This window comes from Flavobacterium sp. B167r, assembly GCF_056824315.1.
Window position 1 is genome coordinate 1,197,398 of record NZ_CP124859.1, and the last position, 25,061, is coordinate 1,222,458.

Annotated in this window: 17 protein-coding genes; 12 read left to right on the top strand and 5 right to left on the bottom strand. The window is 35.7% G+C overall.

Going from position 1 to position 25,061, the window contains the following annotated elements:
• Window positions 1–244: 244 nt before the first annotated feature.
• The 4 genes from QLQ96_RS05515 to QLQ96_RS05530 all read right to left on the bottom strand — a co-directional run bounded on the left by QLQ96_RS05515 (window position 245) and on the right by QLQ96_RS05530 (window position 5,507).
• Entirely contained in the window at window positions 245–1,930 is a 1,686-nt protein-coding gene (locus QLQ96_RS05515; protein ID WP_482495356.1) for a sodium/sugar symporter, read from the bottom strand.
• Window positions 1,931–2,181: 251 nt separating this feature from the next.
• Window positions 2,182–3,240 (bottom strand): UDP-glucose--hexose-1-phosphate uridylyltransferase, encoded by a 1,059-nt coding sequence (locus QLQ96_RS05520; protein ID WP_482495358.1) that lies wholly within the window; start codon window positions 3,238–3,240, stop codon window positions 2,182–2,184.
• A 17-nt stretch (window positions 3,241–3,257) separates the two neighbouring features.
• Window positions 3,258–4,418, bottom strand: coding sequence for a galactokinase (galK, locus tag QLQ96_RS05525; RefSeq protein WP_482495360.1), 1,161 nt, complete (start codon window positions 4,416–4,418; stop codon window positions 3,258–3,260).
• A gap of 36 nt (window positions 4,419–4,454) precedes the next feature.
• On the bottom strand, window positions 4,455–5,507 hold the full coding sequence (locus tag QLQ96_RS05530; protein ID WP_482495362.1) for an aldose epimerase family protein: 1,053 nt from the start codon (window positions 5,505–5,507) through the stop codon (window positions 4,455–4,457).
• A 101-nt stretch (window positions 5,508–5,608) separates the two neighbouring features.
• Here QLQ96_RS05530 and QLQ96_RS05535 point away from each other — a divergent pair, with 101 nt between their 5' ends.
• The gene (locus tag QLQ96_RS05535) at window positions 5,609–6,607 is read left to right on the top strand and encodes a GntR family transcriptional regulator (RefSeq protein WP_482495364.1); all 999 of its coding nucleotides are present in this window, start codon (window positions 5,609–5,611) and stop codon (window positions 6,605–6,607) included.
• A gap of 83 nt (window positions 6,608–6,690) precedes the next feature.
• On the opposite strand, the gene QLQ96_RS05540 is transcribed toward QLQ96_RS05535, so the two are convergent.
• The gene (locus QLQ96_RS05540; RefSeq protein ID WP_482495366.1) at window positions 6,691–7,380 is read right to left on the bottom strand and encodes an NUDIX hydrolase; all 690 of its coding nucleotides are present in this window, start codon (window positions 7,378–7,380) and stop codon (window positions 6,691–6,693) included.
• Between the two features lie 571 nt (window positions 7,381–7,951).
• On the opposite strand from QLQ96_RS05540, the gene QLQ96_RS05545 reads away from it, so the two are divergent.
• The 11 genes from QLQ96_RS05545 (at window position 7,952) to QLQ96_RS05595 (ending at window position 24,932) form a co-directional block, all read left to right on the top strand.
• Window positions 7,952–11,008, top strand: a complete 3,057-nt coding sequence (locus tag QLQ96_RS05545; RefSeq protein ID WP_482495368.1) for a SusC/RagA family TonB-linked outer membrane protein — start codon at window positions 7,952–7,954, stop codon at window positions 11,006–11,008.
• Window positions 11,009–11,036: 28 nt separating this feature from the next.
• On the top strand, window positions 11,037–12,599 hold the full coding sequence (locus QLQ96_RS05550) for a RagB/SusD family nutrient uptake outer membrane protein (RefSeq protein WP_482495370.1): 1,563 nt from the start codon (window positions 11,037–11,039) through the stop codon (window positions 12,597–12,599).
• A 106-nt stretch (window positions 12,600–12,705) separates the two neighbouring features.
• Window positions 12,706–13,713 (top strand): arabinan endo-1,5-alpha-L-arabinosidase, encoded by a 1,008-nt coding sequence (locus tag QLQ96_RS05555; protein ID WP_482495372.1) that lies wholly within the window; start codon window positions 12,706–12,708, stop codon window positions 13,711–13,713.
• A 55-nt stretch (window positions 13,714–13,768) separates the two neighbouring features.
• Entirely contained in the window at window positions 13,769–15,307 is a 1,539-nt protein-coding gene (locus tag QLQ96_RS05560; RefSeq protein WP_482495373.1) for an alpha-N-arabinofuranosidase, read from the top strand.
• 11 nt (window positions 15,308–15,318) lie between these two features.
• Window positions 15,319–16,932 (top strand): arabinan endo-1,5-alpha-L-arabinosidase, encoded by a 1,614-nt coding sequence (locus QLQ96_RS05565; protein ID WP_482495375.1) that lies wholly within the window; start codon window positions 15,319–15,321, stop codon window positions 16,930–16,932.
• 217 nt (window positions 16,933–17,149) lie between these two features.
• Window positions 17,150–18,094: a glycoside hydrolase family 43 protein gene (locus QLQ96_RS05570; protein ID WP_482495376.1), complete on the top strand. Its 945-nt coding sequence runs from the start codon at window positions 17,150–17,152 to the stop codon at window positions 18,092–18,094.
• A 105-nt stretch (window positions 18,095–18,199) separates the two neighbouring features.
• Window positions 18,200–19,180 (top strand): family 43 glycosylhydrolase, encoded by a 981-nt coding sequence (locus tag QLQ96_RS05575; RefSeq protein ID WP_482495378.1) that lies wholly within the window; start codon window positions 18,200–18,202, stop codon window positions 19,178–19,180.
• Between the two features lie 12 nt (window positions 19,181–19,192).
• A complete protein-coding gene (locus QLQ96_RS05580; protein WP_482495379.1) occupies window positions 19,193–21,172 on the top strand; it encodes a glycoside hydrolase family 127 protein in 1,980 nt (659 codons plus the stop codon).
• Window positions 21,173–21,213: 41 nt separating this feature from the next.
• Window positions 21,214–22,329, top strand: coding sequence for a glycoside hydrolase family 43 protein (locus QLQ96_RS05585; protein ID WP_482495381.1), 1,116 nt, complete (start codon window positions 21,214–21,216; stop codon window positions 22,327–22,329).
• Window positions 22,330–22,555: 226 nt separating this feature from the next.
• The gene (locus QLQ96_RS05590; RefSeq protein WP_482495383.1) at window positions 22,556–24,247 is read left to right on the top strand and encodes a ribulokinase; all 1,692 of its coding nucleotides are present in this window, start codon (window positions 22,556–22,558) and stop codon (window positions 24,245–24,247) included.
• Complete coding sequence (locus tag QLQ96_RS05595) at window positions 24,231–24,932, top strand: L-ribulose-5-phosphate 4-epimerase (protein WP_482495384.1); 702 nt, start codon at window positions 24,231–24,233, stop codon at window positions 24,930–24,932. Before QLQ96_RS05590 ends, QLQ96_RS05595 begins: the two co-directional genes overlap by 17 nt.
• Window positions 24,933–25,061 lie beyond the last annotated feature (129 nt).

A 25,061-nucleotide genomic window follows, 5' to 3' on the forward strand; every position in this document is an offset into this window, starting at 1 on the left:
TATTTATGTATTATAATTTAAAAAATTCTGTTTAATTTTTTTGCCAGATTGTATGATTTAAAACCCAACTTTGTCAGGCTGAGCGAAGTCGAAGCCCACGTCCAATTGGAACGCCCTTCGACTTCGCTCAGGGTGACAAAAAAAGAATCATTTTAATCTGTGCCGAATATAGTTTAAAAATTTACAGCTGTTGTTCATGACAAACAACAGCTGTAAAGATAGAGAGAATTGAACTGATAATTTATTACCAGAACTTAACATAAAGCGCAACAATGATCAGCATCGTGATTACGATAAGAACAGTTGTTTGCGGTTTAACTTTGAACATTCCAGGTTCTGTCTCGAATGCTTTAGGGTTTACTTTTGGTCCAGCGAAACTTATAAGGATCATCGCAATCATTGTAAATAAAAATGATAATCCCATACAGATGTGAAACGGAATTTCGAAAGCTCCTTTTCCATTGCTGTAAGCTGTGTATAAAAGTGTGTCGTTTCCAAATAAAGCTGGAGCGTATTCGTTGAATAAAACAGATAATACGAATCCTAAAATTACACCCACGATTGCTGCTGTTCCGGTAGTTCTTTTCCAGAACATACCTAAGAAGAACATAGCAAAAACTCCAGGGCTGATGAATCCTGTGTATTTTTGGATGTATGTAAATCCTCCAACACCACCGATTCCTAATACGTCGTTCCATGTGAATAAAACGGCAAGAAGCATTGCAGCGAAAACAGCAAGACGTCCGATGTTTACCTGCTGTTTTTCACCAGCATCTTTCTGAATGTATTTTTTATGAATATCTAATGTATAGATTGTAGAAATACTGTTTACTTTTCCAGCCAAAGAAGCCACAATTGCAGCCGTTAAAGCTGCAACAGAAAGTCCTTTTAATCCAGTTGGAAGGAATGTCAATACAGCAGAATATGCTCCGTCTTTTCCTCCAACCAATTGAGGTAAATGTCCGTTCGTGTATAAAACGTAAGCAGCAATACCAGGGAGCATTACGATTAATGGCATTAATAATTTCAACATACCGGCGAATAAAATTCCTGTACGGGCCGTTTGCAAATCTGCCCCAAGTGCTCTTTGGGTAATGTATTGGTTACATCCCCAGTAGTTTAAGTTGATGATCCAGATACCTGCAGCGTAAGATAACAATCCTGGGAAAGTCAAATATTTGTCGATTTCAAGCTGTGAAGAAGTCGCAGTAGGTTTTGGGATAATCATTTTGAAATGCTCTGGAGCTTCTCTCATTAAAACTTTGAAACCTGCAATTGCATTTTCGCCAACACCGAAATATTGTCCAACAGTTGTCAAAGCGATATAAGAAGTTACCAAACCTCCAATAATCAATACAGCAACTTGAATAACGTCTGTGTAAGCCACAACTTTCATTCCTCCAAGAGAAATAAATAAAGCAAAAACAGCTAATCCCACCATGATTACGTGAAGATATTGTCCGCCTGCAAGTCCGTTAATGGCAACAGCTCCTAGGTATAAAATAGAAGTTAAGTTTACAAAAACGTATAAAAACAGCCAGAAAACGGCCATAATAAGCGCAGTAGATTCATTGTAACGTGTTTTTAAGAATTGCGGCATCGTGTAAATCTTGTTTTTAAGATACACAGGAATAAACCATACAGCCACAATAATAAGTGCAATAGCAGCAAGCCATTCGTAGGCAGCAACAGCGATTCCTAAAAAGAAACCTTCACCGCTCATTCCGATGAACTGCTCAGCAGAGATATTAGAAGCAATAAGAGAAGCTCCAATTGCCCACCATGTCAAATTTCCTTCAGCTAAAAAGTAAGCCTTAGCATCCTGTTCGTCTTGTTTACGTTTGCGGTAAACGGTGTAACCGTAGACCGAGACTACGATAAAGTAAATAATAAAAACCGCATAGTCTGCGAAAGCGAGGTTTTGGTTCATTGTTAGTAGTATTTTAAATAATTATTATAGGGTTGTTTGTTTATGTGGTTTTAAATCAGTTTTTATGTTGTCAAATCTTGTTAAAAATGCAAGATGTGTTTTATTTCTGTTATTTTTTTGCGAAAACAAAAGCAGAAGCCAAATGTAAAATAAAAATTTAGAAATCAGCCATTAGCAAATGTGTTTTTTACATTTATTAATCGGGAATTGTGTTAAATTTTTATTTTTGGCTTTAGCACAACATTAAACCATTAAGCTTTTACTAGACTTTTGTAATGTACATCTGAAAGCTGTCTTAAAATTTCGGCACTTTTTTCAGGTGTAATATCACGTTGCGATTCGCCTAACATTTCGTATCCGACCATGAATTTTTTTACCGTTGCCGATCTTAACAAAGGCGGATAAAAATGCATGTGAAAATGCCATTCTGGGTGAATTAAACCATCTGTTGGCGATTGGTGAATTCCTGACGAATATGGAAATGAAGTATTAAATAAATTGTCATACTTCGTTGTAAGCTGCTTTAAGATTTTCGCGAAAGCGCTACTTTCATCAGCAGTGAAATTCGTGATTTTGTTTATGGCTCTTTTGCTGACAATCATAGTTTCGTAAGGCCAGATTGCCCAAAACGGAACTAATGCCACAAAATGATCGTTCTCAATTACGATACGATCGCCAGCTTTCAATTCGGCTCTAACATAATCTTCCAATAAAGTTCTGTCATTTTTATCGAAATATGATTTTAAGCTGTTTTGCGTTTTTTCAACCTGAGTTGGCAATGAAGACTGTGCCCAAATTTGTCCGTGTGGGTGCGGGTTGCTGCATCCCATAACACTTCCTTTGTTTTCAAAAATCTGAACGTGGTTAATGAATTTAATATTTCCTAAATCGGTATATTCTTTCTGCCAAGTTCTAATGATGTTTTCAATATCAGCAATTTCCATTTCTGGTAAAGTCAGGTCGTGTCTTGGCGAAAAGCAAACGACTCTCGAAATTCCCTGTTCTGGTTTTGCTTTAAAAAAGGTATGTTTAATATCGTCTTCAAAAATAATATCGTCCTGTTTCATGGCAGCAAAATCATTTTCAAAAACAAAACTGCTTTCGTATTGCGGATTATTCACTCCGTTGGCACGAACATTTCCCGGACACAAATAACAAGTTGGGTCGTATTTAGGAAGTTCTTCGGTTGAAATAGTTTCGTTCTGTCCTTGCCAAGGCCGTTTTGCGCGATGAGGAGAAACCAAGACCCATTCGTTAATTAATGGATTAAAGCGTCTGTGTGGATCTTCGTTAATGTCAAAATTTTTCATTGTAGTGTGTTGTGGATTTAAAGTAGCGTTGTTCCGTTTGAGATTTTTACATCATAGAATTTTAATTCAATTCCAAATGTATCTAAATAAAGTTTCGAAAATTTACGCTTTACCTCATTTTCATGTCCTTTTTTAACTAAATTGATCGTACAGCCACCAAAACCGCCGCCCATAAGTCTAGAACCAATGATGGCATCATCTTCTTTTGCAGTATCAACAAGCATGTCCAATTCTTCGCAGCTTACCTCGTATTCTTGAGACAAACCATAATGGGTTTCAAAAAGCAATTCTCCTAAAAGCTCGATATTTCCTTGGTCTAAAGCTTTGCAGGCTTTGATGACACGATTGATTTCTTTGACAACAAAATGAACTCTAGAAAAAACTTTTTCAGTCATTTTATCTTTAAGGCTTAAAACCTGTTCTTCTGTCGCGTCTCTAAAACTTTTTACTTCTGGAAAATGGCTTTTTATAATCGATAAACCTTCTTCGCATTCGATCCTTCTTGTATTATATTCTGATGTGAAAAGCGAATGTTTTACATTAGAATCAAATAAAATTAAAGAGTAATCTTTGAAGTCGGCGTTGTGATATTCAAAATCTAAGGTGTTGCAATCTAACTGAATCACTTTGTTTTCAAGACCGTGAACGCTCGAAAATTGATCCATAATTCCGCAGTTGATGCCAACCCAATGCTCTGCTTTTTGTCCTAATAATGAAATGTCTTTTTTCTCAATTTTTAAATCGAACAGCGATTTGATTCCGAAAATCATTCCGCATTCTAAAGCTGCTGAAGAAGATAATCCAGAACCAACTGGAATATTACTGCTGAAAACACAGTTGAAACCGTCGAAAGAAAATCCGTTGTCTTGCAATTGTTTAATTACGCCACGAATATAATTCGTCCAAACCACATCGCTCAGTTTTACTTCCTGAGTCAAATCGATTTCAAATTCTTCATTCAAATCGATGGCAATTATTTTAGAAGTTTTGGTATTGTTTTTTTCAAAAGCAAAACAAATCACTTTGTCAATTGCAGCAGGCAAAACATAACCATCGTTGTAGTCAATATGCTCTCCGATGATGTTGATTCTACCTGGAGAAAGTACCGTTTTTTGAGGAGAAGACCCGAAAGATTTCTCGAAAAAAGCAACAGTATCTTGTATTAAAATATCATTCATTATATAGTTAGTTGTATTGTGGTTTTTGGAATTGTATTAATTTAAACTTTCAAATTTGTAAACAGTTTTCTGCGTGTATTCTTCGCCTTTCTTCAAAACTGCATTTGGAAAATGAGCTTGATTTGGAGCGTCTGGGAAATTTTGCGTTTCAAAACAAATTCCGCTTTGTGCGTTGTAATCTACATTCTCTTTTCCTTTCAATTTTCCGAAACAATTTCCGCCTACATATATATGTACACTTGGCTGATCGGTATAAACATTCATTCTCAATTTATTTTTTAAGCTGATCAATTGTCCGACAATTTCAGTTTTAGAATTTACCACAAACGAATTGTCAATTGGAAACGGACAGTTTTTAGGAGTTCTAAAATCAAAATCATGATCGGTTAAATCGGTAAAATTTCCTGTTGGAATATTGTCTGGATTTGTTTCCAGCATTTTCGCAGATTTGATAAACATTTGCTGTTCTAAAACATTTCCGTCATGTCCATCAAGGTTAAAATAACTGTGATGCGTTAAATTGATCACGGTATCTTCTGTTGAGGTTGCTTTATATTCTAATTTTAATTCATTTTCTTCAGTCAAAATATAGGTCAAATAAACCGTCATTTCGCCAGGGAAACCTTCATCCAAATGCTCGCTTAAAAGACTAAAAGTGATAGAAGGATTTTCTCCCGAAATTACACTTGCAACATTCCAGATTTTTCTGCCAAATCCCATATCACCGCCATGAAGCGTGTTGCCATTATTGTTTTCATCAAGCTTATATTCAATATCATTTAGATCAAAAGATCCTTTATGAATACGGCCCGCGTAGCGACCAACTGTAGTTCCAAAATAAGGTGCGCTTGGTAAATTATAAGATTCTAAATACGCTTCAAAATTATCAAAGCCCAAAACAACATCTACCAGTTTTCCGTCAAGCGGAATTTGGATTGAAGTTACAGTTGCACCATAATTGATGATTTGAACTTTCATTCCTTTCTTATTGACCAAATCAAAAGAATAGACCTCTTCATTACTAGGCATTAAACCGAACAATTTGCAATTATGAGCCTCTTTTAAATGCGATATTTGTTTTATTTCCATATAATTTTTACCAATAATGAAATCCAAAAATAGAAACATTTCTTATTTTTGCATACCAGTACCCACCAGTTTTTGATATTAATAGTCAAAATGACTTTATTATGAACATTATTTCAATTCAAAATAACATTGGTCTGCCAAAATATAAGCAGATTATTCTTTCAATCGAAAAAGCGATAGAAGAAGGAAATTTAATTAAGGGCGATAGACTTCCATCGGTAAATAAAGTCTGTCTGGCTTTTTCTTTGTCTCGAGATACAGTCTTATTGGCGTATGACGAACTGAAGAAAAGAGGGATTATTTATGCCATTCCTGGGAAAGGATATTATGTTAAAAGCGTTGAAATCACTATAACTCAGAAGGTTTTTTTGCTTTTTGACGAATTGAATATTTTCAAAGAAGATATTTATAATTCGTTTTTAAAAAACATCGGAAAAAATGTTCAGGTCGATATTTTCTTTTATCATTTTAATGTTCAAGTTTTTAAAAAACTAATAAATGACAGCAACGGAAATTATACAAAATACATTATCATGCCGACGAACTTAAACGATATCGTCGATTCTATAAAAACCCTACCAGTAGGCGACGTAATTATTTTAGATCAGACTAATTCAGATCTAAAAATGTTTCCGGCGATTTACCAAAACCACCAAAAAGATATTTACGAAGGTTTGATGAAAGGCAAATCGAGATTGTCAAAATACAAGAAACTGATTTTAATTTTTCCTGGTTTTAGAGAACCGCCCGGAATGAAATTAGGTTTTGAATCTTTTTGTCAAGATTATGGTTTTGATTATGAAATTATTTCAGATTTTGGCAACCAATCTATTGCTTTAGGAGATTTGTATATTATTCCTCATGATCGAGATTTGCTTTTGGTAATAGAAAATGCAATTAATCGGAATTTGAAACTTGGAGAAGATTTCGGAATTATATCGTACAATGAAACTCCATTGAAGAAAATTGCCGCAAATGGAATTACCACCATTTCAACCAATTTTGAATTGATGGGAAAAATTCTGGCCGATATGGTTTTGAAAGGAACAAAAGAGCAGATCGAAAATAGATCTGCTCTTATATTGCGTAATTCGTTATAGATTTCTCCCGCAGATTTACCAGATATCAGGGATTTTTTATTAAATCAGCCAAATCTCCTAAATCTGCGAGAGGATAATAAAGTTTATAAATTCAATACAAAATTATTGAGTAGTTTTTCTTCGTATTTTTCTTTGTTGAAAGTATATAAGTAAGAACCTTTTCGAGAAGACTGCATGTCTTTTTCTTCCAGTTTATTTAAAATTTCCAAAGAATTTATTTTACTGATGAAATTTCTTTTGTCTAATTCTTTGCTCAAAATGGCTTCGTACAATTCTAAAAGCTGGCGCATTGTGAATTTTTCAGGAAGCAATTCAAAACCAATTGGTTTGATAGAAGTTTTGTATCGAAGTCTTTTAATAGCATTATCGACCATTTCGTTGTGGTCAAAAATTAAATTTGGCGCATCATTAATAGGGAACCATTCTGCATGATAATTCTGAATCAATTCTGCATTATGATTTTCGATATTAATTAAAGCAAAGTAAGAAACCGAAATGGTTCTTTCGACAGGATCACGATCAATTTCGCTGTAAGCATGCAACTGCTCCATATAAATATCGTTAAGACCTGTATAGGTATTTAAGATTCGGGTAGCAGCAGCATCTAAAACTTCATCTCGTTTTAGAAATCCTCCAATTAAGGACCATTTTCCTTTTTCAGGCTCAAAATCTCTTTGAATAAGAAGGATTTTAAGACCATCATTGTCGAATCCGAAAATGATGCAGTCTACTGCCAGTAAAACTTTATCAGCAGAGCTATAACTATTTAACATATATAATTAATTTGGATGGTAAATATATGAACTTCCTAAAAGCTTTCATAATTTATTAATGTAGATTTTACACTTACATAATTAACTCATCAAATGTATAGTTAAAAAGTTACTTTTTACATAAAAATAACATACAAATCCTTTTTTTAAGATTTTTTTAAGAAAAAAACAGGATACTCAAGGATAGTTTTTTATAAAAATATGTTCTGTTTGGTCAAAAACACACAAAAATAAACAATATTTTACTTACAAATATATCGTTTTCTTTGTTTCAATTCATTAAAAAACAGATTATTTATGTTTTTTTTATTCAGGCCTTTTTTTGATTAAAAAACGACTTTTTTATTAAAAGTGTATTTTTTACACAATTAAAATTAAAAAAACAGCTCTTTTTTTGAAAAAACTTTGAATTTTTAAATGTTAATTCAACACTTAATTTATGATATGTGTTTTTTTTCGGCTGTTTTTTTGTGATATTAATTTGTTTACGTGGCTTTTTTTTAGTTAAATTTACAAATGTAAGATTAACACTTATTAACTAAAACCACTAACCAATCTTAACTAAACCATTATGATTACAAAACAAAAATTACTTTTGTATTGCAATTTTCTATTGCCAAAAACAAATTGGATTTTAGCAGTATTGATGCTGTTATTGTCTGTTAATCAATTGTCTGCTCAGGGCAAAACGATAACAGGAGTTGTAACATCGGCACAAGACAATCTTCCTTTGCCGGGTGTAAACATTATAATAAAAGGAACCAAAACAGTTGCTACAACTGGATTTGACGGAGAGTATTCGATTAAAGCATCTCCAAACGATGTTTTAGTTTTTTCATTTATAGGATTTCAGAACAAAGAGGTAGTCGTAGGAGGCCAGTCTAAAATTGATGCGGCTTTAAGCGAAGACACCAATAAACTTAATGAGGTAGTTGTTATTGGTTACGGAACTCAAAAGAAATCGGACTTAACAGGTTCTGTAAGTGTTGTCAATTTAGAATCGGCTAAAAAAGTAGTTGCTTATGATGCCGCTAAAATGCTTCAAGGACAAGTGCCAGGTGTTACGGTACAATCTTCTGGAGAGCCGGGAGGCTTTGTTAATGTGAAAATTAGAGGAATAACTTCATTTAGTAACAACAATCCGCTGTTTGTAATTGATGGTATCATGGTCGATTCTCCATACGACTTTGCTCCAGGAGAAATTGAATCTATGCAGGTTTTAAAAGATGCATCTTCTGCTGCTATTTATGGTGTGCGCGGTGCGAATGGTGTTGTAATTATTACGACTAAAAAAGGCAAACAAGGCAAGATGGACATTAAATTCAAGTCGATTGTAGGTCTTCAAAACGTTGCTAAAAAATGGGATGTTACAGATCGCATTGGTTATCAGAAAATCACTAGCGAGGCTGAAAGAAACAGAGATATTAGAGCAGGTGTTCCGGTAAGTATTGCTCCAGGAAATGATCCAAATAGCTCATCATATATATCAAATGTAAATACAGATTGGCAGAAAGAATCTTTTCAGACTGGTGTGGTACAAAATCAAGCTTTGACTTTTACTGGAGGTGCAGAAAGTATTGCTTATAGTTTTAATGTTGATTACTTTAAAAACACAAGTTACATTAAAACGCCTCAGGACTATGAGAGATTGTCGACCAACTTAAATTTGAATGGTAAAAAAGGAAAATTTAAATACGGTGCAAAAATAGCCTACACACAATCTGATAAAGAAATTTTTAATGAATACAATGCTGGCCAAACTGTTGTAAGTGACATTTTAGGAGCTATCCCGACCATGCCAGTTTACGATTCAAACAGACTTGGAGGTTACGGAGGTACAGACAATCTGACTCAAAGAGCAATTTCAATGAACCCAATTGGATTTAATAATCTAATTGATAATAACGGGAAAAGAAACCGTTTCATCGGAGATGTTTGGGGAGAAGTAGAAATCGTAAAAGGTCTTAAATATAAATTGGATGTAAGTTATGATAGAACGGATTGGGAAAACAGAAAATTTATGCCGCCAAGTGATTTAGGATGGTATTACATTACCACAAATGATGAAGCATCTCTAGATGTTGAAACTGGAAATGAGTTAAGAACATTCTTGAATAACATTTTAACTTATGAAGTTACATTAGGAAAACATAAAATTGATGCTCTTGCGGGTTGGATTCAAGAAAAAAGAGACTATCACAGATATAATATGAGGGGTGTAGGTTTTACGCCAAACGATATTCCGATGCTGCAATATGCAGATGCTAGAAATGCTTCTGAGTATAAATTTACAATTACTGGAATATCTTATATCAGCAGATTAAACTATTCTTATGATGACAGATATTTAGTGCAGGCAAATTTTAGACAAGATAAAACATCGCTTTTCAGCGAAAAAAATAACTCGGCAAATTTTTACTCTTTCTCAGGAGGTTGGAAACTTAGCAACGAAAAATTCTGGACATTGCCAGAATGGATAAGCAATATTAAACTTAGAGGAGGTTACGGTACATTAGGTAACAATACTATTTCGCAATATTTCTTTGCTTCAACAGTAAACAGTTTTGCTGGTTATGATTTTAATAATGAGCTTGCTCCAGGAACAACTGTAGTGGCGGCGCTTGATCCTAATGTAAAATGGGAGAAATCTACAAACTCAAATGTTGGTATCGAATTAGGTTTCTTAAACAATGATTTACAGTTTACAGCAGAATATTTCATTAAAAAATCAAATGATTTATTATTAGGAGTTCCTCTTCCTTTTTCTACAGGAGCTTTTCCTGCGAGTGTAACAACAAATGCTGGATCAATGAAAAACTCAGGGGTAGAATTTACAGCATCTTACAGCAATCATCATCATAAATTTAAATATGATATTTCTGGAAATTTTGGAACACTGAAAAATGAAGTTACTAAAATTGGCGTAAACGGAAATCCTATCTACGGAGCGGTTTCTAAAACAGAAGTAGGAAGATCTGTTGGAGAAATGTTTGCTTGGGAAGCAATTGGAATTTTCCAAAATGCGGCTGAAGTTGCGTCTTCTCCAACTCAAACAGGAGCAGCTCCTGGAGACGTGAAATTTAAAGATGTAAACGGTGACGGAATTATTACAGACGCAGATAGAACTTTTCAAGGGGTAACAATTCCTAAATATGGCTTCGGATTAAATTTCAGTGCTTCTTATTCTAACTTTGATTTCTCAATGTTCTGGCAAGGTGCAGGTGGCAACAAAGTATTTAATGCGATGTACCGCAATTTAATGATCGGACAATATACAAACCATCATAAAGACGAACTAAATTATTGGACACCAACAAATACTAATACCAATATTCCAGCTCCAGTTATTGGAGATCCAAATGGAAATGCTAGAGATTCAAATAGATTTATTGAAAGCGGTGATTTTGTGAAACTGCAAACAATGGAAATCGGTTATAACATTCCGATAAAAGATAAATTTATTGAAAAAGCTAAGGTTTACCTAAATGGTCAAAACCTGTTGATTATTTCGAAATACAAAGGATACGATCCTGATTTTAACAGCGACGGATTACTTTCAAGAGGATATGATGCAGGATCTTTTCCAAATCCAAGAACAATTTCTTTAGGAGTAGAAGTGAGCTTCTAACCAGGTCTAACCATTAAAACGTATTAAAATGAAATCTAAATTTTTTAGCTATATAACCGTTTTCCTTTCACTAGCCTTGGTAACTACAAGTTGTGTGGATAACGAAGATCTGACTCAATTAGACCCAAATAATGATTCTGTCGATAATTTTTGGAAAACAGATGAAGATGCATTACAAGGTGTAAATGCTGCTTACGGAAGTTTACTAACAGATGGTACTTACATGAGAAGTACGCCATTATTGTTAGATGCAAGAGCCGATGATTCTCGAACAAACAGCCCTTGGGGTTCAATGTATAATGTAGGACATTTCAATTCTAATGTTGCAGATGCATCGATTTATGGATGGGCTTACGAAACCTATTATCAAGGAATTTACCGTGCGAATCAAGTATTAACAAATGTCCCTGAAATTGATTTTGAAGATGAAGCTTTAAAAAACAGAATCTTAGGACAAGCATATTTCTTAAGAGGTCTGTTCTTATTTCACGCTGTAAACCTGTTTAAAAATGTACCTCTTCCAACAGAATTGGCCGTTTATTATCCTCAAAAAACACAAGAAGAAGGCTGGGCACAAGTTATTGCAGACTTTAAAGCAGCAGCAGAATTGCTTCCAAATACTTATACAGGTATCTCCGGATTAGATGCTGGACAAAAAGGACGCGCAACAAAAGGTGCAGCTTTAGGATATTTAGGAAAAGCTTATTTGTTTATCAAAGATTTTACAAATGCAAGAGCAACTTTTAAACAAGTAATAGATTTAGGAGTTTATTCTTTGGTGCCAAATTACCGCGATAATTTCACAACAGCTAACGAAAACAATTCAGAATCTCTTTTTGAAGTACAATTCAGCCGTGATGCAGGAGGAGTTGATTTAGGTTGGGGAGGTGCTCCTGCTTCTGGATGGGGAAAAACTTCTGCAAGAGCAATTACCTATGCGCCACGTGCTTTCGGATGGACAGATGTTCAGCCAACTTGGGCATTATTCAATGAATTTAAAGAAGAAAAAACAAAAACTGGAGAAGATGATCCTCGTTTAGATGCGACTATTTTCTACAATAAACCAGGCGGAATGCAATTGTACGGAAAAGATTTTGCAACATTCTACGCTGCAAGTCCAGCCGATTTAAATGATTTATTCTGTAGAAAATACCAAAATTCTGACGGACAATTTGCAGACGAATACGATTGGCGTTCAGGAATTAATGAGCGTTTGCTAAGATACGCTGATGTTCTTTTAATGTATGCAGAATGTTTAAATGAAACAGGCGATACACCAGGAGCTTACACTTATATTCAGATGGTAAGAGACAGAGCAAATCTTCCTGATTTAGCAACTGCAAAACCAGGAATGTCTCAAGCACAAATGAGAGAACAAATTGGTCACGAAAGATTTTTAGAATTCCCTCTTGAAGGACACCGTTTTGACGATATCCGCCGTTGGGGATGGCTTCAAGATCCTGCTAAATTAGCTTGGCTAAAAGCAAGAGATGCCGAATTTAATTCTTTTACAGCAGGAAGAGAATATTTCCCAATTCCACAATTAGAAATGGATAACAACCCGGGAACTATTCAAAACGATAGTTATTAAAGTTTTTCAGTCACAGTCTCACTACATACTGTAACTGAAAACTGAGACTATGCTAGAATTTGGAATACAAGAGAAGTAATTTTTAACAGTAACTAAAATTAGAACAATGAAAACAATTACAAGTTTGGTTTTATTAGCGATATTATTAGGGAGTTGTCAAAATGAAGATATTGTCCCAACACAGGAAGAAACAGCAGCAGTTGTAAATGCAGAAGATTCACAGATTACCAATTCAACAGCAAAAACAGTCAGCGGAAATGTGCCGTCGCACGATCCGAGTACGATTGTAAAAAGCGGCGTTAATTATTATGTTTTTACTACCGGAGATAATATCCCAATGACATATTCAACAAATTTAACCAGCTGGACATGGGGAACATCAGTATTCTCATCAACGCCAAGTTGGATAACAGGATACGTTCCAGGATTCGTGAAAACGTTCTGGGCGCCAGACGTTGCTTGGTTCAATAACAGATGGAATATGTATTATTCATGCTCGACATTTGGTTCGGCAACATCAGCAATTGGATTGGTTACAACTCCAGCCATTTCGCAAAGCGCAGGAACAACTTGGACCGATAGAGGCGTTGTTGTTTCTTCTTCATCAGCAACTGACGTCAATGCAATTGATCCTTCTATTTTGGTTGACGGAAGCAATGTTTATATGGCTTACGGTTCGTGGCACGCTGGTATTGGAGTTATCCAAATTAATCCTTCGACAGGAAAAACTACAGGAAGCAGAACCATTGTTGCTGGCGGAAACAGTGCGTCTTGGGAAGCTCCTTGTTTAATTAAAGAAGGAAGCTATTATTATATGTTCGTCAACAGAGGAACTTGTTGCAATGGTGTAAATAGCACGTATTATATTGTAGTAGGACGCTCTACAAGTCCGTTTGGTCCTTTCGTTGACAAAAATGGAGTTTCTCTAAAAAGTGGCGGTGGAACAACTGTTCTGGCTACACAAGGAAATTACATTGGTCCTGGACATTTATCTAGAATCACTGGAACGCAAAAAGGAGCTGTTCATTATTATGACGGAGCCGATAGCGGAAATCCAAAACTCGAAATCGTATATTTTACTTGGTCATCTGGATGGCCGACACTTTCTTATTAAAAAATTAAAATTCAGAGGAAAGACTTCGGACTTTCCTCTAAAACAAAAAACCACTATGAAAAAAGCACTTTTAATCTCATTTCTTATTACGTTTTGTAGCCAGTTGAATTTCGCGCAGACGACCATAACCATTAAAAATTCTGCTGATGCACCAACAATTGACAAAAACATTTACGGTCATTTTGCCGAACATTTAGGCCGTTGTATTTACGGAGGATTTTTTGTCGGAGACACTTCTAAAATTCCAAATACAAAAGGAGTAAGAAATGATATTATTGCTGCTTTAAAAGATTTAAAAATTCCAAATTTAAGATGGCCGGGAGGCTGTTTTGCTGATACGTATCACTGGAAAGACGGAATCGGTCCACAGGAGCAAAGACCAACCATTGTAAACAAATGGTGGGGCGGAGTTACGGAAGACAACAGTTTTGGAACGCACGATTTTTTAAATATGTGCGAACTTCTTGGAGCAGAACCGTATTTGTCTGGAAACGTAGGAAGCGGAACAGTTCAAGAATTGGCTGATTGGGTTCAGTACACAAACTTCAGCGGTAAAAGTCCGATGAGCGATTTACGTACAAAAAACGGAAGAAAAGAACCTTGGAAAGTTAAATTCTGGGGAATTGGAAATGAAGCTTGGGGATGTGGAGGAAATATGACAGCAGAATATTATGCTGGAGAATACCGCAAATTCGCTACTTTCATGTCAGACTGGGAAAATACAGGAGGAATTACAAGAATTGCTTCTGGATCAAACAGTTCAGATTACAATTGGACAGAGGTTTTGATGAAAGGAATTCCGTTGAATATGTTAGGTGGAGTTGGAGTTCATCATTACGCTGTAATTGATTGGGGTAAAAAAGGGAGTGACAGAGAATTTACGGAAGAAGGTTATTTCAAAACCATGAAATCGGCTTTAAAAATGGAAGAATTGGTTACGAAACATTCTGCGATTATGGACAAATACGATCCAGAGAAAAAAGTAGCTATGATTGTTGACGAATGGGGAGGATGGTACGAAGTAGAAAAAGGAACAAATCCAGGATTTTTATACCAACAAAACACCATGCGTGATGCGGTTTTAGCTGGAGCAACATTGAATATTTTCAATAACCACGCAGACCGTGTTCGTATGGCAAACTTAGCGCAATGCGTTAACGTTTTGCAAGCCGTAATTCTTACTGACAAAGCTAAAATGATTGTAACGCCAACCTATCATGTAATGAAAATGTATGCTGTACATCAAGATGCTAAATTATTACCAGTAAGTTTCGAATCGCCATCATATACTTTTAATGGAGAAAAACTTCCTGCGGTTTCAGCATCAGCATCAAAAGATAAAAATGGAGCAGTTCATATTTCATTAGTGAATGTGGATGCAAAAAATAAAAATAAAATTGAAATTGATGTGAAAGATTTAGGCGTGAAAAACTTCGCAGGAACGGTTATAACATCAGCTAAATTACAAGATTACAATTCATTCGAAAACCCGAATAAAATTGTTCCAACAGCTTTTAAAGGTTTCGAAAACAAAAAAGGAAAACTTGAAATCACTATTCCTCCTTTCTCAGTAGTTGTTTTAGAAGGAAAATAAAATAGAAGCAGATGAAAAACTTCATTTTAAAAACGATTTCTTTTATCGGAGTTTTTGCAGCAGTAGTTTTAATGGCAAGCTGCTCCAAAGATGATCCGGCATTAGATCCAGAACCGCCAGTTGTAGTTGATCCGCCTGTGGTTACGCCAACATTTAACGGACCAACTTATGCAGACAATTATACGGCATTTGCAAGTTGGGCCAATAGATCGCAATGGAATTTGGCAAACGTTCACGATCCGTCAGTCGAGAAATCGGGAGAATACTATTATATGTATCAAACGGATGCTTCGTACGGAAACACGCATGAGGGCAATGGACATTTTTTCTACAGAAGATCAAAAGATTTAATCAATTGGGAATATATGGGATCTTCGATGACTCAGGCTCCAGCTTGGGTAAAAGATTCTTTAAACAATAAAAGAGCGAGAATGAATCCAGCTCTTCCTCCGATAGAAAATCCAAATTACGGATTTTGGGCGCCTTGCGTTCGTAAAGTGGGGAATGTGTTCAGAATGTATTACAGCATTGTGGTTACAAATCCAATTGTTGGAACAGACACCAATACTTCTTGGTCAGAACGCGCTTTTATTGGTTTGGCAGAAACTACAGATTTGGCATCAAATAATTGGGTCGATAAAGGAATGGTAGTTTGCTCTGAACCTGACGGTGTAAAAAGTTATGTTAGAAACGGAGGAAACGATTGGGATGCCTATTTTAAATTCAATGCCATTGATCCAAGTTTTATTGAAACTCCAGAAGGTGAACAATATTTAATTTACGGTTCTTGGCATTCTGGAATTGCGGCTCTAAAACTTAATCCGACAACTGGAAAACCAGATAAATTAAAAACAATCGACGATTACGGAGTTCGAATCGCAGGCCGTGGAAATGTAAATACAAACCGTTGGCAAGCACTTGAAGGACCAGAGATTATCTACAATCCAGACACACAATATTATTATTTGTTTTTGGCTTATGACGAATTATCGGTCGCTTATAACACACGTGTAGCTCGTTCGAAAAATATTCTTGGACCTTATGTAACCAACACGGGAATGAGTATTACAAACGGAGCAGAATGTTTTCCATTAGTAACACATCCATATCAATTTAAAAATCATACCGGTTGGGTTGGATTTGCGCATTGTGCAGTTTTTCAAAACCCTACAACTAAAGAATGGTTTTATGCTTCACAAGCACGTTTGCCGGAAGGAGTTGCGGGAATTGCGGTTTCAAATGCTGTCATGATGGGACACGTTCACGGAATTCAATGGACAGAAGACGGCTGGCCTGTTATAGAACCAGAACGTTATGCTGGAGTGCCAACAACGACTTTTGCAGAAGGAAATCTGGTAGGAACTTGGGAACAAATTACCATGAATTATCAATACAAAACCATGCAGAAAGCGGTTACGATTTTTCTAACCGCTGACAAAAAAGTAAGCGGTGATATAACAGGAACTTGGTCGTACGATCCTGCTAAAAAAATTGCAATCATAAACGGAGTTAAATGTAATGTAGTCGATGCTTGGGATTGGGAATCGGCAACCAGAAAAGTAACTTTAAGTTATACAGGAATCAATAGTGCGGGATTAGCAGTTTGGGGTAAAAAGATAAATTAGAGAAAATGCCACAGATTAATGGATTAAAAATGATTTTTAAATAAATCTGCGAGAGAAAAAATAGCCACGAATTCACGAATTAAAATGATTAAAAAATTTGTGAAATCTGCTTGAATAAAGATAACCGCAAATTTCACGAATTATGATTTGTAAAAATTCGTGAATTGCTTCGCCTATTCGCTATCGCTCGGGTCGTGGCAAAAAAAATAAAACAAGAATGAAAAACCTATTTACAAGTCTGTCGGTTTTGCTTTTATCGATTGTGGGAACAGCACAATCGGTAAAATTCAACAACCCAATTATTACAGATAAATATACGGGAGATCCTGCTGCATTGGTTTATAAAGACAAAGTGTATTTGTATGCAGGCCATGACGAAGCGCCAAACGATTTTAATTTTTATAAAATGAATGAATGGCTGGTGTATTCTTCTTCTGATATGAAAAAATGGGAATCGCATCCTGTGCCATTAAAAGTAACCGATTTTAAATGGGCGAAAAGTGATGCATGGGCTTCGCAAGTCGTAGAAAGAAACGGAAAATTTTATTGGTATGTAACGGTTGAACACGGCACAATTCCAGGAAAATCGATTGGAGTTGCTGTTGCCGATAATCCGCTTGGACCTTTTAAAGATGCATTAGGAAAAGCATTAATTACCAACGATATGACCAAATTTAGCGATATAAGCTGGGACGATATCGATCCGACAGTTTTTGTTGATACTGATGGACAAGCGTATTTATTTTGGGGAAATACCGCTTGTCATTATGCCAAATTAAAAGAAAATATGATGGAAATTGATGGAGAAATCCATCACATAAAACTGCCAAATTTCACCGAAGCTCCTTGGATTCACAAACATAACGGCTGGTATTATTTGTCATACGCTTATGAATTTCCTGAAAAAATTGCCTACGCGATGAGCAAATCAATTACAGGACCTTGGGAGTTTAAAGGAATTCTGAATGAATTAGCAGGAAACAGTAACACAAATCACCAATCGATAATTGATTTTAAAGGACAATCGTATTTCATTTATCACAACGGAGCATCAAAACCAAATGGAGGAAGTTTTAGAAGATCGGTTTGTGTCGATAAATTATTTTATAACAAAGACGGAACAATGAAACGTGTTGTAATGACCTCTGAAGGGATTCAATAGTTTTCGGTCGCAGTCGCAGTTTTCAGTTTTGATGCAGTAAACGCTTATATGCTCTGCTAAAGTTTTCAGTTGAGGTTTGAACTTAAATTTACTTACATCACTTATATGGTTTACAAAAACATAAAATATGCAATTTCGGTTTTTCTAATGCTCATAACTTCAGTGGTTATGGCGCAGGAAATTGTCGTGCACGATCCTGTTGTTATCAAACAAAAAGACACTTATTATTTGTATTGCACAGGAAACGGAATCAGTGTTTTTAGTTCGAAAGATTTAAAAAAATGGAACAAAGAACCACAAGTCTTCACAGAAAAACCAGTTTGGGCAGATGGTGTGGCAGCTGATTTTAAAAATCATATTTGGGCGCCGGATATTTCATTCCATAACAATATTTACTATCTGTATTATTCGGTTTCTGCTTTCGCTAAAAATACTTCGGCGATTGGTGTGGCGACTAATACGACTTTAGATTCAAAAGACAAAAATTACAAATGGGTCGATCAGGGAATCGTCATTCAATCACAACCAAATCGTGATATGTGGAATGCCATTGATCCGAATTTAGTTTTTGACGAAAATAACACACCTTGGCTTTCTTTCGGCTCTTTTTGGGAAGGATTGAAATTGGTAAAATTAAATCCAGATTTAAAATCAATTGCAGAACCGCAGGAATGGCATACGATTTCAAAACGTAAAAGAAGTTTCGAATTAGCCGATTCTGATCCAGGAGATGGCGCACTTGAAGCTCCTTTTATTTTCAAGAAAAACGGTTATTATTATCAATTTCTTTCTTGGGATTTATGCTGTCGCGGAGAAAAAAGCACTTATAAAGTCGTTGTTGGAAGATCTAAAAATGTAACAGGACCTTATTTGGATAAAGAAGGAAAACAGTTGGATCAAGGTGGAGGAAGTTTAGTTGTCCAAGGTGATGAAAATTATTTTGGAGTAGGACATAACAGCGCTTACACTTTCGACGGAAAAGATTATATGTTTTACCATGCTTACGAAAAGAAAACTAACGGAATACCAAAATTAGTAGTTCGAGAAATGCAATGGGACGCCGATTTGTGGCCTGTTTTAAAATAGAATAGAAGAATAATGAAGAAATACAACTTACCAATTTTAACGATTTTCATGTCATTTCTGGTTTTGGTTTCCTGTAAAGAGACCAAAAATAATGTCGTGCAAAATAAAACATCAGTTTTAAAAGCAGGTTATGAAATAGAACCCGTTAACATTCAAAATGTAAAACTAACCGATTCTTTTTGGCTTCCAATTATCAAAAGAGTGCAGGAAGTAACAATAGAATACGCTATTAAGAAATGTGACGAAGAAGGCCGTTTTGAGAATTTTTTAATTGCGGGAAAACAAAAAACGGGAACAACGAGAGGAGATATGCCTTTTGATGATACCGACGTTTACAAAATTATTGAAGGAGCGTCGAATACTTTAATTAGTGCTCCAAATCCGAAATTGGAAAGAGTTTTGGATTCTATGATTGCCATTGTAAAAATTGGACAAGAACCAGACGGATATATTACCACTTGGAGAACCATAAATCCTGCAAAACCACCAGCGCCTTGGGTTCCTGTAATTGAAGGAAAACGTTGGGAATCTTTGCAGATTAGTCACGAATTATACAATCCAGGACATTTAATCGAAGCGGCAATTGTGCATTACGAAGCAACAGGAAAAACCAATTTCTTAGATATTGCAATAAAAGCGGCCGATATGTTGGTGAGAACTTTTGGAGATAATCCGGGTCAGGTAAAAGGAGTTCCGGGTCATCAGATTGTGGAAACGGGTTTAATTAAATTGTATCAAATTACAGGAAAAGAAGATTATCTGAAATTGGCAAAATACTATTTGGACAATCGCGGAAATCCGAACAATCATAAATTATATGGAGAATATGCTCAAGATCACATACCTGTTATTGAGCAAAAAGAAGCTGTAGGACACGCCGTTCGTGCGGTTTATATGTATGCAGGAATGACGGATATTGTGGCAATGACCAAAGATAAAGCCTATGAAAATGCCGTAAATACGATATGGAATAATATGGTGAACAAAAAAATGTACATCACAGGCGGAATCGGTTCAAGACACGATGGAGAAGCTTTTGGAGCTAATTACGAATTGCCAAATCTTACGGCTTACAACGAAACTTGCGCTGCAATTGGAGATGTTTATTGGAATCACAGATTGCATAATTTATACGGAAAATCAGAATATTTTGATGTGATCGAAAGATCCATGTACAACGGATTAATTTCGGGTATTTCGCTTGACGGAAAACAATTTTTCTATCCAAATGCCTTAGAAGCAGATGGCGTTTACAAATCAAACAGAGGTTCTTGTACGCGTCAGGGTTGGTTTGACTGTTCTTGTTGTCCGACTAATTTGATTCGTTTTATTCCATCGATTCCGGGATTGATTTATTCGAAAACAAAGAATGATTTATACGTAAATTTATATGCCTCAAATAATGCAGCTTTCACATTAGGAAAAACAGATTTGCAGATTTCGCAACAGACTTCTTATCCTTGGAATGGAAAAGTTGGAATCTCGGTTAATCCTAAAAAAGAAAGCAAATTCACCATTAAACTTCGCGTTCCGGGCTGGGCTAGAAATGAAGTTCTGCCAGGAGATTTGTATACGTATAAAAAAGCTTCAACTCAAAAACCAACAATTTCTGTAAATGGAGAAACATTAGTAATTCAGCCTGAAAACGGCTATTTCAACGTAACCAGAAATTGGAAAAAAGGAGATAAAATCGCGCTTAATTTCCAAATGGAAGTTCAAGAAGTAGAGACGAATTCTAAAGTAGAAACCAATAAAAACAAAGTCTCTTTAGAATACGGTCCGTTAGTGTATGCGGTTGAAGAAATTGACAATAAAAAAAATTTTGACAAGATCGATATTTCAGCTTCAGATACTTTCAAAGTAAGAAAAGAAGCGAATTTATTACAAGGTGTAAATGTGATTGAAAATTCAAAATTAAAAGCCATTCCATATTATTCTTGGTCAAATCGCGGAGTTGGGAAAATGAAAGTGTGGATTGATTATAAAAACTGAATTCCTCACCAATAAATTAGATTCAAACAAACCAATATAACATGCAAATAACCGTATTAAAAAATTGGGCACTTTCAGCCGTTGTTTTTGTAAGTGTTTCTTCCTGTTCAGATAAAAAAGCAGAAAAAGAGCTGTCTAAAAAAGAAGTGACTGCTACAAAAACAACTTTAACGAACAAACCAATTGTGTTGCAAAGAGCAGATCCTTTTATCTACAAACATACAGATGGATACTACTATTTTACAGGATCTGTACCAACTTACGACGCGATAGAATTAAGACGTGCAAAGTCTATTAATGAACTTCAAAATGCTGAAACTTTTAGAGTGTGGGAAAAACATAAAAGCGGACCAATGAGCCGTCATGTTTGGGCTCCTGAAATTCATTATTTAGATGGAAAATGGTACGTGTATTTTGCAGCAAGCCAAGAAGATGATATTTGGAAATTAAGACCTTATGTTTTGCAGTGTACAGGTCAAGATCCTTTGCATGACAAGTGGATTGAGTTGGGGCAAATGCAAGCAGCTGAAGCAGATCCAAAAAGCTTTACTGATTTTTCTCTGGACGGAACTGTATTTGAGCATAAAAATAAACGCTATTTCTGTTGGGCAGAAAAAACAGGCGGGCAGTTCGCGGCGTCTAATTTGTATTTAGCAGAAATGGAATCACCCATAAAACTAAAAACAGTTCAATTCATGCTAACGACTCCAGATTATGATTGGGAACGCATCGGTTTTTGGGTAAATGAAGGGCCAGCATTTCTAAAACACAAAGGAAAAATTTACATTACTTTTTCGGCAAGTGCTACGGGTTCTTGTTACAGTATGGGAATGATGGAAACAGATGAAAATGCGGATTTATTAGATAGAAATTCTTGGAAAAAATCTAGATATCCAGTATTAAAAACTAATGAAGCCAAAAAAATTTATGGGCCAGGGCATAACTCATTCACCGTAGATGAAAACGGAGAACCATTGGTAATTTATCATGCAAGGGATTACGAAAAAGCGGTTGGGGATCCAAAAGTGGTGCCTGCGACAGATAAAAGACCGTTGAAAGAAATTATTGCAGATCCGCTTTATGATCCTAATCGTCATGCGAGAATGATGAAATTAAAATTTGATAAAAACGGTACACCAATATTTGAATTTAACTAATCTGATTAAGATTTCTCAGCTAACTCTGTGACTTTTTTGAAGATTAAGATGAAATAATCGCAACATTATAAATGTAACATTGACATTTATTTTTTGTTTTGAACTTAAATCTTTGTTTTGATGCATTTTTTGTAAAAATTAAGGAGCAGAATTTTATTAAGTGTTTTTTGTACACTTATAAATTTTTAATAATTATATTTGTCAATATTTTAAAAATAAAATACGAATGAAAAATTATGTAATAGGATTGGACTACGGAACAGATTCTGTTCGTGCGGTGCTTATAGATACAGAAAATGGGCAGGAGCTGGCATCGAATGTTTCTCATTACAAAAGATGGAAAAACAAACAATATTGTGACGCCTCTATAAATCAATTTCGCCAACATCCTTTGGATCATATCGAAGGATTGGAAACTACGATTCAAAATGTTGTAAAAGAAAGCAAAGTTGATCCGACATTGGTTCGCGGAATTTGTATCGACACAACTGGATCTTCTCCGGTGCCGGTTACAAAAGACGGAACGCCATTAGCATTGACTCCGGGTTTTGAAGAAAATCCAAATGCGATGATGGTTTTGTGGAAAGATCACACTTCTATAAATGAAGCAAACGAAATCAACGAACTGGCAGTAAGCTGGGGCGGAGAAGACGTAACAAAATATGTGGGTGGAATTTATTCTTCAGAATGGTTTTGGGCAAAAATACTTCACATTGCAAGACAAGAAGAAGCGGTTAGAAATGCAGCACACACTTGGATGGAGCACTGCGATTTAATGACGTATTTGTTAATCGAAGATAAAGATTTAAAAACGTTCAAAAGAAGCCGTTGCGCAGCAGGTCACAAAGCCATGTGGCACGCAGACTGGAACGGATTACCACCAGTTGAATTCTTAGAAAAATTACATCCGTATTTAGCGACTTTGCGTGGCAATTTATACGATGAAACTTATACTTCAGATTTAGCGGCTGGAAACTTAAGCAAAGAATGGGCAGACCGTTTAGGGCTTTCTACAGAAACAGTAGTTGCTGTTGGAACTTTCGACGCACATTCTGGTGCAGTTGGAGCTAAAATCGAAGAAAATACTTTAGTTCGCGTTATGGGAACTTCAACTTGTGATATTCTAGTTGGTTCTTATGATGAAGTGGGAACAAAAACCGTTCGCGGTATCTGCGGTCAAGTTGACGGATCTGTAATTCCAGGATTTATTGGTTTGGAAGCAGGACAATCAGCATTTGGTGATTTATTGGCTTGGTACAAAGAATTATTAATGTGGCCAACAGAACATTTGTTAGTTTCTTCATCAACTTTAAATGATGCTCAAAAAGAACAATTAAGAGAAGAATTCAGCGATAAATTAATTGTTGAATTGACGAAAGAAGCGGAGAAAATTCCAGTTTCTGAAAGTCTTCCAATTGCTTTGGATTGGATTAATGGTAGAAGAACTCCAGATGCAAATCAAGAAGTAAAAAGCGCGATTTCAAATTTATCTTTAGGAACAAAAGCGCCTCATATTTTCAAAGCTTTGGTAAACGCAATTTGTTTTGGAGCGAAGAAAATCGTGGATCGTTTTGAAGAAGAAGGTGTGAAAATCGACAGCGTAATCGGAATCGGTGGTGTTGCTCGTAAGTCGCCTTTCATCATGCAGACTTTGGCTAACGTTTTAAACAAGCCAATTAAAGTTGCGGCTTCAGATCAAACTCCTGCTTTAGGTGCAGCAATTTATGCAGCCGTTGCAGCTGGAATTTATCCAAACGTAATCGAAGCAAGTCAAAAAATCGGAAGTGATTTTGACGGAGAATATTTCCCTCAATTAGATCAAGTAGCAGCTTATAACAAATTGCTTGTAGGGTACGAACAATTAAGTGCTTTTGCAGATCCAACTATTAAAATTTCTCAAAATGAGTTCTCTTTATAAAGATTTAAAACAAGAATGTTACGAGGCTAATATGCAATTGAATGCATTGAATTTGGTAGTCTATACGTTCGGAAACGTAAGCGCCGTGGACAGAAAAAATGGTGTTTTTGCCATTAAACCAAGCGGTGTTCCTTACGAAGATTTAAAGCCTGAAGATATTGTAATTGTCGATTTTGACAACAACATTATCGAAGGAACCATGCGTCCGTCTTCTGACACTAAAACGCATGCTTATTTATACAAAAACTGGCCAAATATTGGAGGAGTTGCTCATACACACGCAACCTATTCTGTAGCTTGGGCACAATCACAGCAAGATATTCCGATTTTCGGAACAACACATGCTGATCACTTAACAGCTGATATTCCGTGCGCGCCGCCAATGGCAGATTATTTAATTGAAGGAAACTACGAACACAATACCGGAATTCAGATTTTGGATTGCTTCAAAGAAAAAAATCTTTCTTACGAAGAAGTAGAAATGGTTTTGATTGGAAATCACGGTCCGTTTGCGTGGGGAAAAAATGCGGCAAAAGCGGTTTACAACAGTAAAGTTTTAGAAGTTGTGGCAGAAATGGCATACCTAACTTTACAAATTAACCCGAATGCACCAAGATTAAAAGATTCATTAATAAAAAAACATTACAACCGTAAACACGGAAAAGATTCGTACTACGGACAATAGTGATTTTAGATTTTAGAGTGTAGATTTTAGATTTAGGATTGAAATCTGAAATGAACAAAATAATAAAATAACAATTTAAGATTTCGGATTCCAACAACTTGAAACCTGAAACTTGAAACAAAATAAACA

Excerpts from the sequence above, each read along its gene's own strand:
- QLQ96_RS05515 (WP_482495356.1), bottom strand. The coding sequence starts at position 1,930 with ATGAACCAAAACCTCGCTTTCGCAGACTATGCGGTTTTTATTATTTAC.
- QLQ96_RS05520 (WP_482495358.1), bottom strand. The coding sequence starts at position 3,240 with ATGAAAAATTTTGACATTAACGAAGATCCACACAGACGCTTTAATCCA.
- galK (WP_482495360.1), bottom strand. The coding sequence starts at position 4,418 with ATGAATGATATTTTAATACAAGATACTGTTGCTTTTTTCGAGAAATCT.
- QLQ96_RS05530 (WP_482495362.1), bottom strand. The coding sequence starts at position 5,507 with ATGGAAATAAAACAAATATCGCATTTAAAAGAGGCTCATAATTGCAAA.
- QLQ96_RS05535 (WP_482495364.1), top strand. The coding sequence starts at position 5,609 with ATGAACATTATTTCAATTCAAAATAACATTGGTCTGCCAAAATATAAG.
- QLQ96_RS05540 (WP_482495366.1), bottom strand. The coding sequence starts at position 7,380 with ATGTTAAATAGTTATAGCTCTGCTGATAAAGTTTTACTGGCAGTAGAC.
- QLQ96_RS05545 (WP_482495368.1), top strand. The coding sequence starts at position 7,952 with ATGATTACAAAACAAAAATTACTTTTGTATTGCAATTTTCTATTGCCA.
- QLQ96_RS05550 (WP_482495370.1), top strand. The coding sequence starts at position 11,037 with ATGAAATCTAAATTTTTTAGCTATATAACCGTTTTCCTTTCACTAGCC.
- QLQ96_RS05555 (WP_482495372.1), top strand. The coding sequence starts at position 12,706 with ATGAAAACAATTACAAGTTTGGTTTTATTAGCGATATTATTAGGGAGT.
- QLQ96_RS05560 (WP_482495373.1), top strand. The coding sequence starts at position 13,769 with ATGAAAAAAGCACTTTTAATCTCATTTCTTATTACGTTTTGTAGCCAG.
- QLQ96_RS05565 (WP_482495375.1), top strand. The coding sequence starts at position 15,319 with ATGAAAAACTTCATTTTAAAAACGATTTCTTTTATCGGAGTTTTTGCA.
- QLQ96_RS05570 (WP_482495376.1), top strand. The coding sequence starts at position 17,150 with ATGAAAAACCTATTTACAAGTCTGTCGGTTTTGCTTTTATCGATTGTG.
- QLQ96_RS05575 (WP_482495378.1), top strand. The coding sequence starts at position 18,200 with ATGGTTTACAAAAACATAAAATATGCAATTTCGGTTTTTCTAATGCTC.
- QLQ96_RS05580 (WP_482495379.1), top strand. The coding sequence starts at position 19,193 with ATGAAGAAATACAACTTACCAATTTTAACGATTTTCATGTCATTTCTG.
- QLQ96_RS05585 (WP_482495381.1), top strand. The coding sequence starts at position 21,214 with ATGCAAATAACCGTATTAAAAAATTGGGCACTTTCAGCCGTTGTTTTT.
- QLQ96_RS05590 (WP_482495383.1), top strand. The coding sequence starts at position 22,556 with ATGAAAAATTATGTAATAGGATTGGACTACGGAACAGATTCTGTTCGT.
- QLQ96_RS05595 (WP_482495384.1), top strand. The coding sequence starts at position 24,231 with ATGAGTTCTCTTTATAAAGATTTAAAACAAGAATGTTACGAGGCTAAT.